Source organism: Streptomyces shenzhenensis, from assembly GCF_003688995.1.
Lineage (GTDB): Bacteria > Actinomycetota > Actinomycetes > Streptomycetales > Streptomycetaceae > Streptomyces > Streptomyces shenzhenensis_A.
In genome coordinates, this window is the sequence record NZ_PENI01000028.1 from 24,808 (window position 1) to 39,601 (window position 14,794).

At 73.1% G+C, this 14,794-nt stretch carries 11 protein-coding genes; 3 read left to right on the forward strand and 8 right to left on the reverse strand.

What is annotated here, in order from left to right:
* Window positions 1-130: 130 nt before the first annotated feature.
* Window positions 131-1,771 (reverse strand): ABC-F family ATP-binding cassette domain-containing protein, encoded by a 1,641-nt coding sequence (locus tag CTZ28_RS33295; RefSeq protein ID WP_121893455.1) that lies wholly within the window; start codon window positions 1,769-1,771, stop codon window positions 131-133.
* Between the two features lie 35 nt (window positions 1,772-1,806).
* Entirely contained in the window at window positions 1,807-2,847 is a 1,041-nt protein-coding gene (locus CTZ28_RS33300; protein WP_121893456.1) for an oxidoreductase, read from the reverse strand.
* Between the two features lie 121 nt (window positions 2,848-2,968).
* On the opposite strand from CTZ28_RS33300, the gene CTZ28_RS33305 reads away from it, so the two are divergent.
* Both CTZ28_RS33305 and CTZ28_RS33310 read left to right on the forward strand, forming a co-directional pair.
* Entirely contained in the window at window positions 2,969-3,883 is a 915-nt protein-coding gene (locus CTZ28_RS33305) for an FAD-dependent oxidoreductase (RefSeq protein ID WP_121893457.1), read from the forward strand.
* 374 nt (window positions 3,884-4,257) lie between these two features.
* Window positions 4,258-5,739 (forward strand): M1 family metallopeptidase, encoded by a 1,482-nt coding sequence (locus CTZ28_RS33310; RefSeq protein WP_121893458.1) that lies wholly within the window; start codon window positions 4,258-4,260, stop codon window positions 5,737-5,739.
* A gap of 239 nt (window positions 5,740-5,978) precedes the next feature.
* Here the strand turns inward: CTZ28_RS33310 and CTZ28_RS33315 are convergent, their stop codons facing one another.
* The 3 genes from CTZ28_RS33315 to CTZ28_RS33325 are packed head-to-tail and all read right to left on the reverse strand — an operon-like array spanning window position 5,979 to window position 8,941.
* Complete coding sequence (locus CTZ28_RS33315; protein WP_121893459.1) at window positions 5,979-6,947, reverse strand: PfkB family carbohydrate kinase; 969 nt, start codon at window positions 6,945-6,947, stop codon at window positions 5,979-5,981.
* Window positions 6,944-7,432 (reverse strand): macro domain-containing protein, encoded by a 489-nt coding sequence (locus CTZ28_RS33320; RefSeq protein ID WP_121893460.1) that lies wholly within the window; start codon window positions 7,430-7,432, stop codon window positions 6,944-6,946. Before CTZ28_RS33320 ends, CTZ28_RS33315 begins: the two co-directional genes overlap by 4 nt.
* Window positions 7,433-7,474: 42 nt before the next feature.
* Window positions 7,475-8,941: an amino acid permease gene (locus tag CTZ28_RS33325; RefSeq protein WP_121893461.1), complete on the reverse strand. Its 1,467-nt coding sequence runs from the start codon at window positions 8,939-8,941 to the stop codon at window positions 7,475-7,477.
* A gap of 253 nt (window positions 8,942-9,194) precedes the next feature.
* On the opposite strand from CTZ28_RS33325, the gene CTZ28_RS33330 reads away from it, so the two are divergent.
* Window positions 9,195-9,911, forward strand: a complete 717-nt coding sequence (locus tag CTZ28_RS33330) for a MerR family transcriptional regulator (protein ID WP_121893462.1) — start codon at window positions 9,195-9,197, stop codon at window positions 9,909-9,911.
* A 52-nt stretch (window positions 9,912-9,963) separates the two neighbouring features.
* Here CTZ28_RS33330 and CTZ28_RS33335 read toward each other — a convergent pair whose 3' ends face one another.
* The 3 genes from CTZ28_RS33335 to CTZ28_RS33345 form a co-directional block, all read right to left on the reverse strand.
* Window positions 9,964-12,174 (reverse strand): 3-hydroxyacyl-CoA dehydrogenase NAD-binding domain-containing protein, encoded by a 2,211-nt coding sequence (locus CTZ28_RS33335; RefSeq protein ID WP_121893463.1) that lies wholly within the window; start codon window positions 12,172-12,174, stop codon window positions 9,964-9,966.
* 39 nt (window positions 12,175-12,213) lie between these two features.
* A complete protein-coding gene (locus CTZ28_RS33340) occupies window positions 12,214-13,428 on the reverse strand; it encodes an acetyl-CoA C-acetyltransferase (RefSeq protein WP_121893464.1) in 1,215 nt (404 codons plus the stop codon).
* 132 nt (window positions 13,429-13,560) lie between these two features.
* The gene (locus CTZ28_RS33345) at window positions 13,561-14,715 is read right to left on the reverse strand and encodes a CaiB/BaiF CoA transferase family protein (RefSeq protein WP_183154708.1); all 1,155 of its coding nucleotides are present in this window, start codon (window positions 14,713-14,715) and stop codon (window positions 13,561-13,563) included.
* Window positions 14,716-14,794 lie beyond the last annotated feature (79 nt).

Consider the following 14,794-nt stretch of genomic DNA (forward strand, 5'->3'; position numbering starts at 1 on the left):
CGGCGGACCGCCGCCGAACCGTCCGGGCCCGGCTCCTTGGATGCGAGAGGAGGAGCCGGGCCCGGTGCGGTCTCCAGGATGCGGCAGGACGGGCTGCCCGGGCCCGGCCCGGCGGCCGACGAGCGGTCGGTCAGCGTTCCGTGACCTTGCCGCCCGCCACCTCCAGGCGGCGGGTGACATGGACGGCGTCCAGCATGCGGCGGTCGTGGGTGACCAGCAGCAGCGTGCCGCGGTAGCCGTCGAGGGCCGACTCGAGCTGTTCGATGGCGGGCAGGTCGAGATGGTTCGTCGGCTCGTCGAGGACCAGGAGGTTGACGCCCCGGCCCTGGAGCAGGGCCAGGGCGGCCCGGGTGCGTTCGCCCGGGGAGAGCGTCGCGGCGGGGCGCAGCACATGCTCCGCCTTCAGGCCGAACTTGGCCAGCAGGGTGCGGACGTCGGCCGGTTCGGTGTCCGGGACGGCCGCGCGGAAGGCGTCCAGGAGCGGCTCCGGGCCGTGGAACAGCGCTCGGGCCTGGTCCACCTCGCCGACCAGGACGCCCGAGCCCAGCGCGGCATGGCCCGCGGTCAGCGGGACCCGGCCGAGCAGCGCGCCGAGCAGGGTGGACTTGCCCGCGCCGTTCGCGCCGGTCACCGCGATCCGGTCCGCCCAGTCGAGCTGCAGCGTCACCGGGCCGAGGACGAAGTCCCCGCGGCGCACCTCGGCGTCCCTGAGCGTGGCGACGACGGCGCCGGAGCGCGGCGCGGAGGCGATCTCCATCCGCAGCTCCCACTCCTTGCGCGGCTCCTCGACGGTGTCGAGCCGTTCGATCATGCGCTGGGTCTGGCGGGCCTTGGCTGCCTGTTTCTCGCTGGCCTCGCTGCGGAACTTGCGGCCGATCTTGTCGTTGTCGTTGCCCGCCTTGCGGCGCGCGTTGCGCACGCCCTTGTCCGTCCAGGTGCGCTGCATCTGGGCCCGTTCCTGGAGGGCCGCCTTCTTGTCTGCGTACTCCTCGTAGTCCTCCCGGGCGTGGCGCCGGCTCACCTCCCGCTCCTCCAGATAGGCCTCGTAGCCGCCGCCGTAGAGGTTGATCTGCCGCTGCGCGAGGTCGAGTTCGAGGACCTTGGTGACGGTGCGGGTGAGGAACTCGCGGTCGTGGCTGACGACGACCGTGCCGGCGCGCAGGCCGGTCACAAAGCGTTCGAGGCGTTCCAGGCCGTCGAGGTCGAGGTCGTTGGTGGGCTCGTCGAGCAGGAAGACGTCGTAGCGGGACAGCAGGAGCGAGGCGAGGCCGGCGCGGGCCGCCTGGCCGCCGGACAGCGAGGTCATCGGCTGGTCGGGGCCGACGGCCAGGCCGAGCGAGTCGGTGACCTCCTCGGCCCGCTCCTCCAGGTCCGCGCCGCCGAGGTCGAGCCAGCGCTCCAGGGCGGCGGCGTAGGCGTCGTCGGCGCCGGGCGCCCCGTCCACGAGCGCCTGGGTGGCCTCGTCCATCAGCCGCTGCGCCCGGGCGACGCCGGTGCGGCGGGCGAGGAACTCCCGTACGGTCTCGCCGGGCCTGCGCTCGGGCTCCTGCGGCAGATGGCCGACGGTCGCGGTCGGCGGGGAGAGCCGTAGTTCGCCCTGCTCGGGCGGGGTGAGCCCGGCGAGCAGCCGCAGCAGCGTGGACTTGCCCGCGCCGTTGGCACCGACCAGCCCGATCACGTCCGCGGGCGCGACGACGAGGTCGAGGCCGGAGAAGAGCGAGCGGTCGCCGTGCCCGGCGGCGAGGTTCTTGGCGACGAGGGTGGCAGTCATCAGAGCGCGATCCTAGTCGTCCGGCGGTGTGCCGCTCAGCCGGGTTTGCCGTGGGTCACCGCCGCCACCAGCACTCCTCCGGCGGCACGGGCCACGACGAAGGACTCTCCCCGCACCGCGCGGGCGTCCAGCGGGACGCGGTGCCGGCCGGGCTCCAGGACGCCGTCGAAGACCTCCCGGACGTGGGTGCGGTAGAGCCGGTCGAGGCGGTACGCCGTGAGGCTGACCCGGCACGACGAGGTCACCTCGACGGCCGCCTCGCCGTCGACGGCGGCCAGGGCGTGGAGACGGCGCTGTGCACGCGGGCTGCGGTCCAGGGCCTGCTCGATCTGCGCGACGAGCAGGGGGATGATCGGGGCGAGGCCGTCGACGTGGGCCACGTCGGCCCCGGCCCGTTCGAACGCGGCGCGCACGGCGGCGCGTTCGGGTTCGCCGACCGCCCGGCCGAAGGCGACGGCGCCGTAGCCGCGCAGTTCCTCGGCGGACACGCCGGTGGCGTCGCGGGTGATGTCGGCGCCGATGCCGATGGTGCGCAGGGCTGCGGCGAGTTTGGCGAGGACGGCGACGCGGGCGCCGATCAGCAGCACGCGCCGGCGGGGCGCGGCCGAGGGCTCGGTGCCGTCGAGGAGGGCGGCGAGGGCGGCGCGGTACTCGGGGCCGTGGAAGCGGAACGGGCCTATGCCCTGGTAGCCGTTGAATTCCAGGTCGGCCCGCTCGTCGGTCTGCCAGGCGAAGTCGCGCCAGATGTAGTCGTCGCCGTCGCGCTCGATGACGGCGGTGACCGCTCCGCAGGCCAGGTCCGCGCACTCGGGGCAGCCATAGACGACGTACCGGCCGTCGGGCAGCGGCGCGTCGGTCTCCAGCAGCAGGCTGCGCACCTGCGCGGTGAAGATCGCGGGCGGCACGTCGGAGGCGAGCGGGGAGACGGCGTCCAGGTCGGAGAGCTGGAAGAGCAGCGGTCGCCCGTCGACGACGAAGTCCACGAAGTCCCGGTGGATCCGGTAGCCGCCGTCGGCGAGGACGGCGCCCGCCCGCGTCGCCGGTGCCAGGCCGAAGGTCGCGTATGCGCCAGACATGCTGTGAGTATCCCCACAGGGGGACGGATGTGCGCACGGCATCGCCCATTCCGCCCGGCTGTGCCGCGATGCGCCGTGCTGGCCCTATCGTCCCCACGTGGAGCATGAGCTGAGGGACGAAGTGATCGTGGTCGGCGGCGGGGTCATCGGGCTGACGACGGCCGTGGTGCTGGCCGAGGCCGGCCGGCGGGTACGGGTGTGGACGCGGGAGCTGGTGGAGCGGACGACCTCGGCGGTGGCCGGTGCGCTGTGGTGGCCGTACCGCATCGCGCCGGAGCCGCTGGTCGGCGACTGGGCGCTCACCTCCCTCGTCGTGTACGAGGAGTTGGCTCGGCAGCCGGAGCGGACGGGCGTACGCATGGTCGAGGGCGTACATCTCGGGATGCGGCTGGACGAGTTGGGGCCGTGGGCCGGGCGGGTGCCGGGGCTGCGGGCCGCGGACGGGGGTGACGGGCTGTGGGCGCGGCTGCCGTTGATCGACATGCCGGCCCATCTGGTGTGGCTGCGGGAGCGGTTGACGGCGGCGGGCGGGCTGGTCGAGGAGCGGACGGTGTCGGAGCTGGCGGCGGTTCCGGCCGCCGTCGTGGTCAACTGCACGGGGCTGGGCGCCCGTTCGCTGGTGCCCGATCCCGCGGTGCGTCCGGTCCGCGGGCAGTTGGTCGTCGTGGAGAACCCGGGGATCACCACGTGGCTCACCTCGGTCGACGAGGCCGCGGGCAACTCGGTCTACTTCTTCCCGCAGCCGGGCGGGCTGATCCTGGGCGGCACCGCGCAGCAGGACGCGTGGTCCCTGGAGCCGGACCCGCGCACCGCCGAGGAGATCGTCGCCCGGTGCGCGGCCCTCCGTCCGGAGATCGCCGGGGCACGGGTGCTGGAGCACCGCGTGGGCCTGCGCCCGGCCCGGCCCGCGGTGCGCCTTGAGCACCGGCCGCTGCCGGGCGGCCGGTCGCTGGTGCACAACTACGGGCACGGCGGGGCCGGGGTGACCGTGGCCTGGGGCTGCGCCCGGGAGGCAGCGGGCCTGACCGAAACCTGAAGCGACCGCCTCCGGCGAGGCCACTCGGCCGAGACCCGAGGCCAGGCCCGGTTCGACCGGAAGGCGACCGGAGGCCGCGCCTGGAGGCCGAGCACCGCAGGCACGGAAAGCGGCCGGAGACGACCGGTGCCGGCGCTTGGAGAGCCGGGCGCCGCAGCCACGGCAGTCGCTCCGGCCGGCCGAAGCCCGAGAACCCGCCCGGTCCGGCCGGGAGACGACCGGGGCCCGCGCCTGGAAAGCCGGGCGCCGCGGGCGGCCGGGCTCATGTCGGCCGAATGGCGATCGTGTGACAGGGCTGGCCGTGGACACGTCAGGTGGAGCGGGGACTGAATAGGCTCCGAACAGACCTCGTGCCCCTACGACTTGGAGTTCTCGTGCACCGCAGAATCTTCGCGCCGGGCGCGCTCGCGGCGGCCTCCCTCCTGCTGGCGATCCCGGCATCGGCCGCGAGCTACACCCCCGGCACCCCGGGCATCGGCGACCCCTACTACCCGAACTACGGCAACGGCGGTTACGACGTCTCCCACTACGACCTGCGGCTGCGGTACCAGCCCGCGACGGACGAGCTGGACGGCACGGCGACGATCCTGGCGCGGACCACGCAGGACCTGTCCCGGTTCGATCTGGACTTCCTGCTGGACGTGAGCGAGGTCCGGGTCAACGGCGTCAAGGCCGCGTTCGCCGAATCGGGCGAACACGAACTGGAGGTCACCCCGAAGACCCCGCTGGCGAAGGGCACCGCGATCACGGTCGTCGTCCGCTACAGCGGGGTGCCGTCCACGAAGACCGCGTACGGCTTCTCGACCTGGCACCGCACCCCGGACGGCGCCGTCGCCGCGGACGAGCCCGAGGCGGCCTGGTGGTGGTACCCGAGCAACGACCACCCGCTCGACAAGGCCACCTATGATGTGTCGGTCGCCGTGCCGGACGGCACCCAGGCCATCTCCAACGGCACGCTCCAGTCGACCAGTTCCAAGCTCGGCTGGACCCGCTACACCTGGCGTCAGAACAAGCCGCAGGCCACCTATCTGACCACCCTCGCGGTCGGCAGGCTCGACATCACGACCAGCACCTCCGAGGGCGGCGTCCCGGTCGTCAACGCCTACAGCAAGGATCTCGGCGACAACGACGGGGCGGCGCGGGCCGGTGTGGAGCGGACCGGGGAGATCGTCGACTGGCTGAGCGGATACCTCGGGCCGTACCCGTTCGGCTCGGCCGGCGGCTATGTGCCCAACACGACCACCGGGTACGCGCTGGAGACGCAGACCCGCGTGTACTACAGCCCCCGGCAGTTCGCGAACGGCTCCAACACCTCGGTGGTCGTGCACGAGCTGGCCCACCAGTGGTACGGCGACTCCGTGTCGCTGAAGGGCTGGAAGGACATCTGGATCAACGAGGGCTTCGCCCGGTACGCGCAGTGGCTGTGGTCCGAGCACGAGGGCGAGGGCACCGCGCAGGAGCTGGCGGACTATGTGTACGCCTCGCACCCGGCCGACGACGCGTTCTGGACGGTGGCGCCCGGCGACCCCGGGCCGGACAACCAGTTCGACATCGCCGTGTACGACCGGGGCGCGCTGGCCGTCCAGGCGCTGCGCAACGAGATCGGCGACGACGCGTTCTTCGCCGTCCTGAAGGGCTGGCCGCAGGAGCACGCGTACGCGAACGCCTCGGTGGCCGACTTCCAGCGGTACGCCGAGCGGGTGTCCGGGAAGCCGCTGGCCGCGTTGTTCGACACCTGGCTGTTCCAGCCGGTCAAGCCCGCGAGCGCGGCGGCCGTCGCCGAGGCGGCCTCGGTCCCGGTCCAGCCGACGTCATGGAAGAAGATCGAGGCCACGAACGACGTGCACGGACACTGAGCCCCGCGCGGGCGCCGATCCCCAGGTACGGGGCCGGACGGACACCCCCGGCCCCGCACCGCCCGGCAGCCACTCCCCCACCACCCGACGGACACCGACTCGGCCGCCGCGGGTCGCGTGCCCCCGCCCGCGCCCCGGGCCCACGACCCCGCACACACGACGGACCCGGCGGGCCGGCCGGCGCTGAGCGGCGTCCCCGCGCCCCGTCCGGCGGACGTCGGCCCACGCACGGACGTCGGTCACGCCGGGGGCGGGCCGTGACCGGCCCGCCGAAGAACCTGGTGCCCAGCGAGGGCCGCACCACCTGGATCATCGACTCGCGCGCCCAGCAGTTCGTCCCGGCCGATCGCCGCTGTGCGGGTGGCCGGGACCGTGCAGGCGTAGGCCCCGGCCACCGCGCCGTACCAGGCGCAGCGCGCGGCCGGCCGGCCGGTGAGGCGGCCGAAGAGGAACGCGGCGGCGAAGGCGTCGCCCGCGCCGTTGGAGTCGACGACCGGCCCCGGTGGCGGGGCGGCCGGTATGCGGGTCAGCTCGCCGTCGGCCAGCAGATACGCGCCGTCGGCCCCGGCGGTGGCGACGACCACCCGGGCCCGGCCCCGCTCGGCGATGCGCCGCACGGTCCGCTCGGGGTCGGACAGGGCCGTCGCCGACAGGAAGACGATGTCCGCGGCGAGCGCGAACGGCTCGTGATAAGGGTTCTCGCCGTCCCAGTCGTGCAGGTCGGTGGAGAGGGGCACACCGGTCTCGCGCAGCACGGGCAGCGCGTGGGCGCACGGCTGGGTGATGGTCACATGGACGTGCCGGCTCGCCGCGGCCAGGCTCCGCACCAGCGGCTCCGGGAAACGGTCGGCGGCGCGGGCGCGGCTGGTGTCGTACAGGGACAGGCGGCGGCCGTCCGGGCCGACCAGGTTCACCGCGCGCTTGGTGCCGGCGGGCTGCGGGATCGCGGTCAGCGCGATGCCCCGCTCCTCGTGCAGCGCACGGACCAGGTCGCCCTCGGGATCCTCACCGAGCAGGTCGAGATGGTGGGTGCGCAGGCCGAGGGCGCTCAGGCCCAGCGCGACGAAGTCGCCGGTCTGTCCTGCCCGGGTGCGGATGCCGGAGTCGATCATGTAGCTGTCGGCGTACGGGAGCGGCAGCTCGGGGACGTGCACGATGGTGTCCACGCCCGCGCCGCCCAGTACCAGCACATCCGTCCGCGTGCTCATCCCGCGCCCTCCCCGTGGTCGTACACCGTCACGGCGATCCCTCGCTCGGTCAGCCGCCGGGTGATCAGCGGTTCGATCCGGGACCACTTTCCGCCCGCCAGGCCGCAGCCTATGCGGGGCATGTGCACGGACGCGCCGAGTCCGCTCACCTCGCCGGCCAGCCTGCCGAGCGCCGCGTCCACCGCCTCGTACCGCACGGGGACACCCTTGCTGCCGGTGCGGGTGCCGCGCTGGCCGATCATGTTGGCCACCCACACATACGGCTCGACCTGCACGAGCTGGACCGCTCCGAGGCCGAAGCCGCTCGCGGCACGGTCGCGGTACCAGGCGCGGTAGGCCGCCTCCGGCTGCGGCCAGCGCCGGGACAGCGCGAGCACGAAGCCCTTTCCCCATCCCCCCAGGTCGTTGCAGACATGGGCGATCACCTTGACGCCCTTGCCGAGCGGCACGGTGGCGTCCCCCCGGACATATGTGATCTCCGACATGACGCCACCGTAGGCGATGCCACTGACAGCGGCCGTGAGCTGCTACTTCGTGAGGTCGCCCGGCTCCCCGCCGGCCGCCCGTGACACCCGGCGGCGCACCCCGAACCAGCCGCCGGCCAGCAGGACGGCGATCACCGGGATGAGCAGGAGGGTCCTGCGGCCGACCTCGGGGTCGTTCCCCATCATGCCGAGGCAGACCAGCAGGAAGGCGATCGTGGCGATCTCCGTGACGGGGCTGCCCTTCAGCCGGAAGGCGGGCCGGGCGACCAGGCCGGCCGCGGCCCGCCGGACGAAGACCAGATGGCAGACCATGATGATCACCCAGGTGCTGATGATGCCGAGCGAGGCGACGTTCAGCACGATCTCGAAGGCCTGGCCCGGCACCAGGTAGTTCAGTACGACGCCGAGGACGCACACCGCACAGGTCAGCAGGATGCCGCCGTAGGGGACCTGGCTGCGGTTCATGCGGGCGGTGAACCTCGGGGCCGAGCCCGCCATGGCCATGGAGCGCAGGATGCGGCCGGTCGAGTACAGGCCGGAGTTCAGCGAGGACATGGCGGCGGTCAGGACGACCAGGTTCATCACGTCGCCGGCCGCCGGGACGCCGATCCGGGACAGGACCGTCACGAACGGGCTCTCGCCGGCCGAGTAGGCGGAGCCGGGCAGCAGCAGGGCCAGCAGCACGACCGAGCCGACGTAGAACAGGCCCACCCGCCACATGATCGAGTTCACCGCGCGCGGGACGACCCGCTCCGGCTCGGAGGTCTCGCCGGCCGCGACGCCGACCAGTTCCAGGGCGGCGTAGGCGAAGATCACACCCTGCATCACCAGGACGACCGGCATCAGGCCGTGCGGGAAGACGCCGCCGTGGTCGGCGATGACGCCCGGGCCCGGGGTGCTGCCGCCGACGTCGTGCCGGGTGGCCAGCAGGAAGATGCCGATCAGCATGAAGCCGACGAGGGTGGCGACCTTGACGATCGCGAACCAGAACTCCATCTCGCCGAAGATCTTCACCGAGATCAGGTTCACCGCCAGCACCACCGTCAGGGCGATCAGGGCGAGCAGCCACTGCGGGACGCTGGTGAACAGGCTCCAGTAGTGGGTGTAGAGCGCGATGGCGGTGATGTCGGCGATACCGGTCGTCGACCAGTTCAGGAAGTACATCCAGCCGGCGACGTACGCGCCCTTCTCGCCGAGGAACTCGCGCGCGTAGGAGACGAAGGAGCCGGAGGACGGCCGGTAGAGGACCAGCTCGCCGAGGGCCCGCACGACGAAGAAGGCGAAGACGCCGCAGACCAGATAGGCCAGGGCGAGGGCCGGTCCCGCGGTGTGCAGTCGGCCGCCGGCGCCGAGGAAGAGGCCGGTGCCGATGGCGCCGCCGATGGCGATCATGTTGACGTGGCGGTGCTTGAGGTCCTTGCTGTACCCGGCGTCGCCCGCGTCCACGGGGGTTCCGGTCGCCCGGGGTGGGGCGGCGACCTCTGCCGGTGCCACGGCGTGCTTGCTCACGGATCGTTCCACTCTCTGGTGCGCCCGGGCGTGGGGACCCGGGTCGGTTCGGTCCCGGCCCGCACCACCGTGGTGTCGCGGCACGGACCAAGGCAGCAGCTTCCCAGCGGGGCCGCCCGGCATGCGGTGGTTGACCTCACAGGGCGGGACTTCTCACACGAAAGGCGACACTTCCGCACAGGCCCGTCATCACACGTCGGCCCGCCCCGGCACGAGGTTTCACAGCGCTGGTGGGACAGCGATACTGCTGCGCATGACGACCGACGCCGAGGATCCGACCCTCACGATCGACGAGCTGGCCGCGCGGGCGGGCGTCACGGTCCGCACGGTCCGCTTCTACGGCACCAAGGGCCTGCTGCCGCCGCCGGTGATCGGCCCGCGCCGGGTGGGCCGCTACGGGCGGGACCATCTCGCGCGGCTCGCGCTGATCGAGGAATTGCAGCTCCAGGGGATGACGCTGGCCGCGATCGAGCGCTATCTGGGCCGGCTGCCGCCGGACCTCGGCGCGCACGGCCTGGCCGTGCACCGCGCGGTGGTGTCCTCGTGGGCCCCGGACACGGCGGAGACCCTGACGCGCGCGGAGCTGGAGCGCCGGGCGGGGCGCCCGCTGGACGGGGCCGATCTGGACCGGCTGACGGCGATGGACGTCGTCGAGCGGGCCGGTGACACGTTCCGGGTCGACCTCGGACTGCTGCGGCTCGGCGTCGAACTGCTCGACGTACCGCTGTCCCAGGAGGCGATCCTCGCCGCGCGCGCCGCCCTGCTGGAGCACGCCCGCGCGGCGGCGCACGAGATGTCGCGGCTGCTGCGCGGCGAGGTGGCACAGCGGGACGCGCGGGACGTGCGGTCGCTGTCCGCGCACATGCAGCCCCTGGTGGTGCAGGCCCTGCTGACGGCCTTCCAGCGGTCCTTGAAGGAGGAGCTGCGGGGGTGGCTCAAGGAGGACGGGGCGACGGCAGGACCGTCCTGACCCGTCGGGCGGCCCCCTTCCGGAGAGCCGCCCGACGGCGGGACCGCCGCCCTCAGCGGGCGTCGGTGAACGTCTCCCCCTTCTCGGCCTTCTCGGCCTTCTCGACCAGCAGGGCCGGCGGCGTGAACCGCTCGCCGTAGCGCGCGGCGAGTTCACGCGCGCGTGCGACGAAGCCGGGCAGCCCGGTACCGGACCCGGCCCCGGCACAGCCGTCGTAGCCGTTGATGTACTGGAGCACACCACCGGTCCAGCCCGGGAAGCCGATCCCGAAGACAGAGCCGATGTTGGCGTCGGCGACGGAGGTCAGCACGCCCTCCTCGAGGAGCCGCACGGTGTCGAGCGCCTCGGCGAAGAGCATGCGCTCCTGCATGTCGGCGAACGGGATCTCGTGGCCGGGCCGGGTGAAGTGCTCCCGCAGTCCCGGCCACAGTCCGGTGCGCCTGCCGTCCTCGTCGTAGTCGTAGAATCCGGCGCCGCCGCTGCGGCCGGTGCGGCCGAACTCGTCGACCATGCGGTCGATGACGGCCTCCGCCGGGTGCGCGGTCCAGGTGCCGCCCGTCTCCTCGACGGCTCGCCGCGACTCGTTGCGGATCTTGCGGTGCAGGGTGAGGGTCAGTTCGTCCATGAGGGCGAGCACCTTCGCCGGGTAGCCCGCCTGCGCCGCCGCCTGTTCGACCGACGCGGGTTCGATGCCCTCGCCCACCATGGCCACGCCCTCGTTGATGAAGTGGCCGATCACCCGCGAGGTGAAGAAGCCGCGCGAGTCGCGCACGACGATCGGCGTCTTCTTGATCTGCCGGACCAGGTCGAAGGCGCGCGCGAGCGCCTCGTCCCCGGTCCGCTCGCCCTTGATGATCTCGACCAGCGGCATCTTGTCGACCGGCGAGAAGAAGTGCAGTCCGATGAAGTCGGCCTGGCGCTGGACGCCCTCGGCGAGCGCGGTGATCGGCAGGGTGGAGGTGTTGGAGCACAGCAGCGCGTCGGGGGCGACGACGTTCTCGATCTCCTGGAACACCTTGTGCTTGAGCGCGGAGTCCTCGAAGACGGCCTCGATGACCGCGTCGCAGCCCGCCAGGTCCTGTGCCTCGCCGGTCGGGGTGATCCGGGCGAGCAGCGCGTCCGCCTTCTCCTGCGTGGTACGGCCCTTGGCGACGGCCTTGGCGCACAGCTTCGCGGAGTGGTTCTTGCCCTTGAGGGCGGCCTCCAGGGAGACGTCCTTGAGGACGACGTCGATGCCCGCGCGGGCGCACGCGTAGGCGATGCCTGCGCCCATCATCCCGGCGCCGAGGACGGCGACCCTGCGCACCGCGCGGGAGCCGATGCCCTGGGGGCGGTTGGCGCCGGAGTTGACGGCCTGGAGGTCGAAGAAGAACGCCTGGATCATGTTCTTCGAGGTCTGTCCGGCGGCCAGCTCCACGAAGTAGCGGGCCTCGATGATCTGGGCGGTCTCGAAGTCGACCTGGGATCCCTCCACGGCCGCGGCGAGGATGCGGCGCGGCGCCGGGTAGGGGGCGCCGGCCGTCTGCTTGCGCAGCGTGGCCGGGAAGGCGGGCAGGTTGGCCGCGAACTTCGGGTTCGCCGGGGTGCCGCCCGGGATGCGGTAGCCGGGCCGGTCCCAGGGCTGCTGGGACTCGGGGTGGGCGTCGATGAAGGCGCGGGCCTTCGCGAGCAGGTCCTCCGGGGTGTCGGCGACCTCGTGGACGAGGCCGTTCTCCTGGGCGCGGCGCGCGCTGTACTGGGTCCCCTGCAGCAGCACCTTCAGCAGGGCGTCGGTGATGCCCAGCAGGCGCACGGTGCGGACGACGCCGCCGCCTCCGGGGAGCAGTCCGAGGGTGACCTCGGGGCAGCCGATCTTGGTGCCGGGGGTGTCGAGGGCGATCCGGTGGTGGCAGGCCAGGGCCAGTTCGTAGCCGCCGCCCAGGGCCGCGCCGTTGATCGCGGCGACGACCGGCCTGCCGAGGGTCTCGATGCGGCGCAGCCGGCGTTTGACGGCGAGCCCGGCGTCGAACAGGTCCTGCGCGGTCTCGGGCGTGACCCGGATCAGGTCGCGCAGGTCGCCGCCCGCGAAGAAGGTCTTCTTGGCGGAGGTGACGATGATGCCGCGGATGGAGTCCCGCTCGGCCTCCAGCCGGTCGGTGACCACGGCGAGGGAGTCGCGGAACGCCTGGTTCATGGTGTTCGCGGACTGGTGCGGGTCGTCGAGGACGAGGGTGACGACGCCGGTGTCGTCCTGTTCCCAGCGGATGGCGGTGCTCTCGGTCATGACGGGGTCTCCGTAGAAGTCTCGTGATCCGCAGGGTGGTCAGACGCGTTCGACGATCGTGGCGATGCCCATGCCGCCGCCCACGCACAGCGTGACGAGGCCGTACCGCTTGTCCCGGCGCTCCAGTTCGTCGACGAGGGTGCCGAGGAGCATGGCGCCGGTGGCGCCGAGCGGGTGCCCGAGGGCGATGGCGCCGCCGTTGACGTTGACCTTGTCCAGGGGGAGGCCCATGTCCTTGACGAACCGCAGGACGACGGCCGCGAACGCCTCGTTGATCTCGACCAGGTCGATGTCGTCGATGGTCATCCCGGCCCGCGCGAGGGCCTTGCGGGTGGCGGGCGCGGGCCCGGTGAGCATGATGGTGGGCTCGGAGCCGGAGACGGCGGCGGAGACGATCCGCGCGCGCGGGGTGAGTCCGTTGCGCTCGCCGGCCTCCCGGGAGCCGATCGCGACCAGGGCGGCGCCGTCGACGATGCCGGAGGAGTTGCCCGCGTGGTGGACGTGGTCGATCTTCTCGACCCAGTGGTACTTCTGCAGGGCGACGGCGTCGAAGCCGCCCAGCTCGCCGATGTCGGCGAACGACGGCTTCAGCTTGGCCAGCGAGTCCGCGGTGGTACCGGGGCGCGGGTGCTCGTCGTGGTCGAGGACGACGAGTCCGCTGCGGTCCCGCACCGGGACGACGGAGCGGTCGAAGCGGCCCTCCTTCCGGGCGGTGGCCGCGCGTTCCTGGGAGAGCGCGGCGTACTCGTCGACATCGCGCCGGGAGAAGCCCTCGATGGTGGCGATCAGGTCGGCGCCGATGCCCTGCGGCACGAAGTTGACGGCGAGGTTGGTCATCGGATCGTTGAACCAGGCGCCGCCGTCGGAGGCCATCGGCACCCGGGACATCGACTCGACGCCGCCGGCCAGCACCAGGTCCTCCCAGCCGGAACGGACCTTGGCGGCGGCCAGGTTGACGGCTTCGAGACCGGACGCGCAGAAGCGGTTCTCCTGGACGCCCGCCACCGTGTCCGGCAGTCCGGCCGCGATCGCGGCGATACGGGCGATGTCCGAGCCCTGGTCGCCGACCGGGCCGACGACGCCGAGCACGATGTCGTCGATGGCCGCCGGGTCGAGGCCGGGGAAGCGGGCGCGGATCTCGTGGATGAGGCCGACGACCAGGTCGATGGGCTTCGTGCCGTGCAGGGCGCCGTTGGCCTTGCCGCGGCCGCGCGGGGTGCGGATCGCGTCGTACACGTACGCTTCGGTGCTCACTGGCAGGCCTTTCCACGAGGGTTTCGGAGCGATGGGGTGTTCGGGGCGGCCAGGCGTGTCATGGCCGGTCCTCGGCGGTCTCGTCCGGGTGCGCCGGGCCGGGCACGCGGTCGAGGGGGAACGGCGGTTCCATCATGCGTCGTCCGTGGCGGGGTCGCAGAGCAGGCGCGGCACGTCCCAGTCGCGGGCCACGTCGGCGGTGCCGGCGCCGGGCAGCGCGGGGCCGGTGCGGACGGCGGTGGGGGTCGCGGAGAACCTGGGCGCCGGGGCCGGTTGGGTGATGCCGCCGCGCTCGGTGAAGGTGCCCCGGGCGGCGAGGTGCGGATGGCGGGGGGCCTCGCGCAGCGACAGGACGGGCGCCACGCACGCGTCGGAGCCCTCGAAGACGGCCGTCCACTCGTCGCGGGTACGGGACTTGAAGCGGGCGGCGACCCGCTCGCGCAGCTCGCCCCACCGGGTCAGGTCCTTGCGTGCCGGGATCAGGTCGTCGAGGCCGAGCAGCCGCAGGAACTCCTCGTAGAACTGCCGTTCAAGGGCGCCGACCGCCATGTACGCGCCGTCGGCGGTCTCGTAGCTGCCGTAGTACGGGCAGCCGCCGTCCAGCAGGTTGGCGGCGCGGCGGTCCTGCCAGCGGCCGGCGGCGAGCATGCCGTGGATCATGGCGGTGAGGTGGGCGGTGCCGTCGACGATGGCGGCATCGACGACCTGGCCGACGCCGCTCACGCGCGCGTGGTGGAGCGCGGCGAGCACGCCGACGACCAGGTAGAGCGAGCCGCCCGCGTAGTCGCCGAGCAGGTTGGCGGGGACGGCCGGGGGCTCGTCCGGGGCGCCGATCATGCCGAGGGCGCCGGTGACGGCGATGTAGGCCACGTCGTGGCCGGCCCGCTGGGCGAGGGGGCCGTGCTGTCCCCAGCCGGTCATCCGGCCGTAGACCAGCCGTGGATTGCGGGCGTGGCAGTCCTCGGGGCCGACGCCGAGGCGCTCGGCGACGCCCGGGCGATTGCCCTCGATCAGGATGTCCGCGCGTTCGGCAAGGTCGAGGACCCGGGCCGGGCCGTCGGCGGACTTCAGGTCGACGCGCACCGAGCGCTTGTTGCGGTTGGTGACGTCGTGGGCCGGGTCGACGGCGAGTCCCGGGCCGCCGGGCCGGTCGACGCGGACGACGTCGGCGCCCAGGTCGGCGAGGAGCATGGCGGCGAACGGGCCGGGGCCGATGCCGGCCAGCTCGACCACGCGCACACCCGTGAGCGGGCCGGCTCCCCGCGTCGGTGTCCCTGCGGTCGTCATGGCGGCCCCCAGTCGATATGACACAACCGATGTAACACCGGTGATGCTAGGAACGCGCTCCACTGGGCACAAGGGCGCA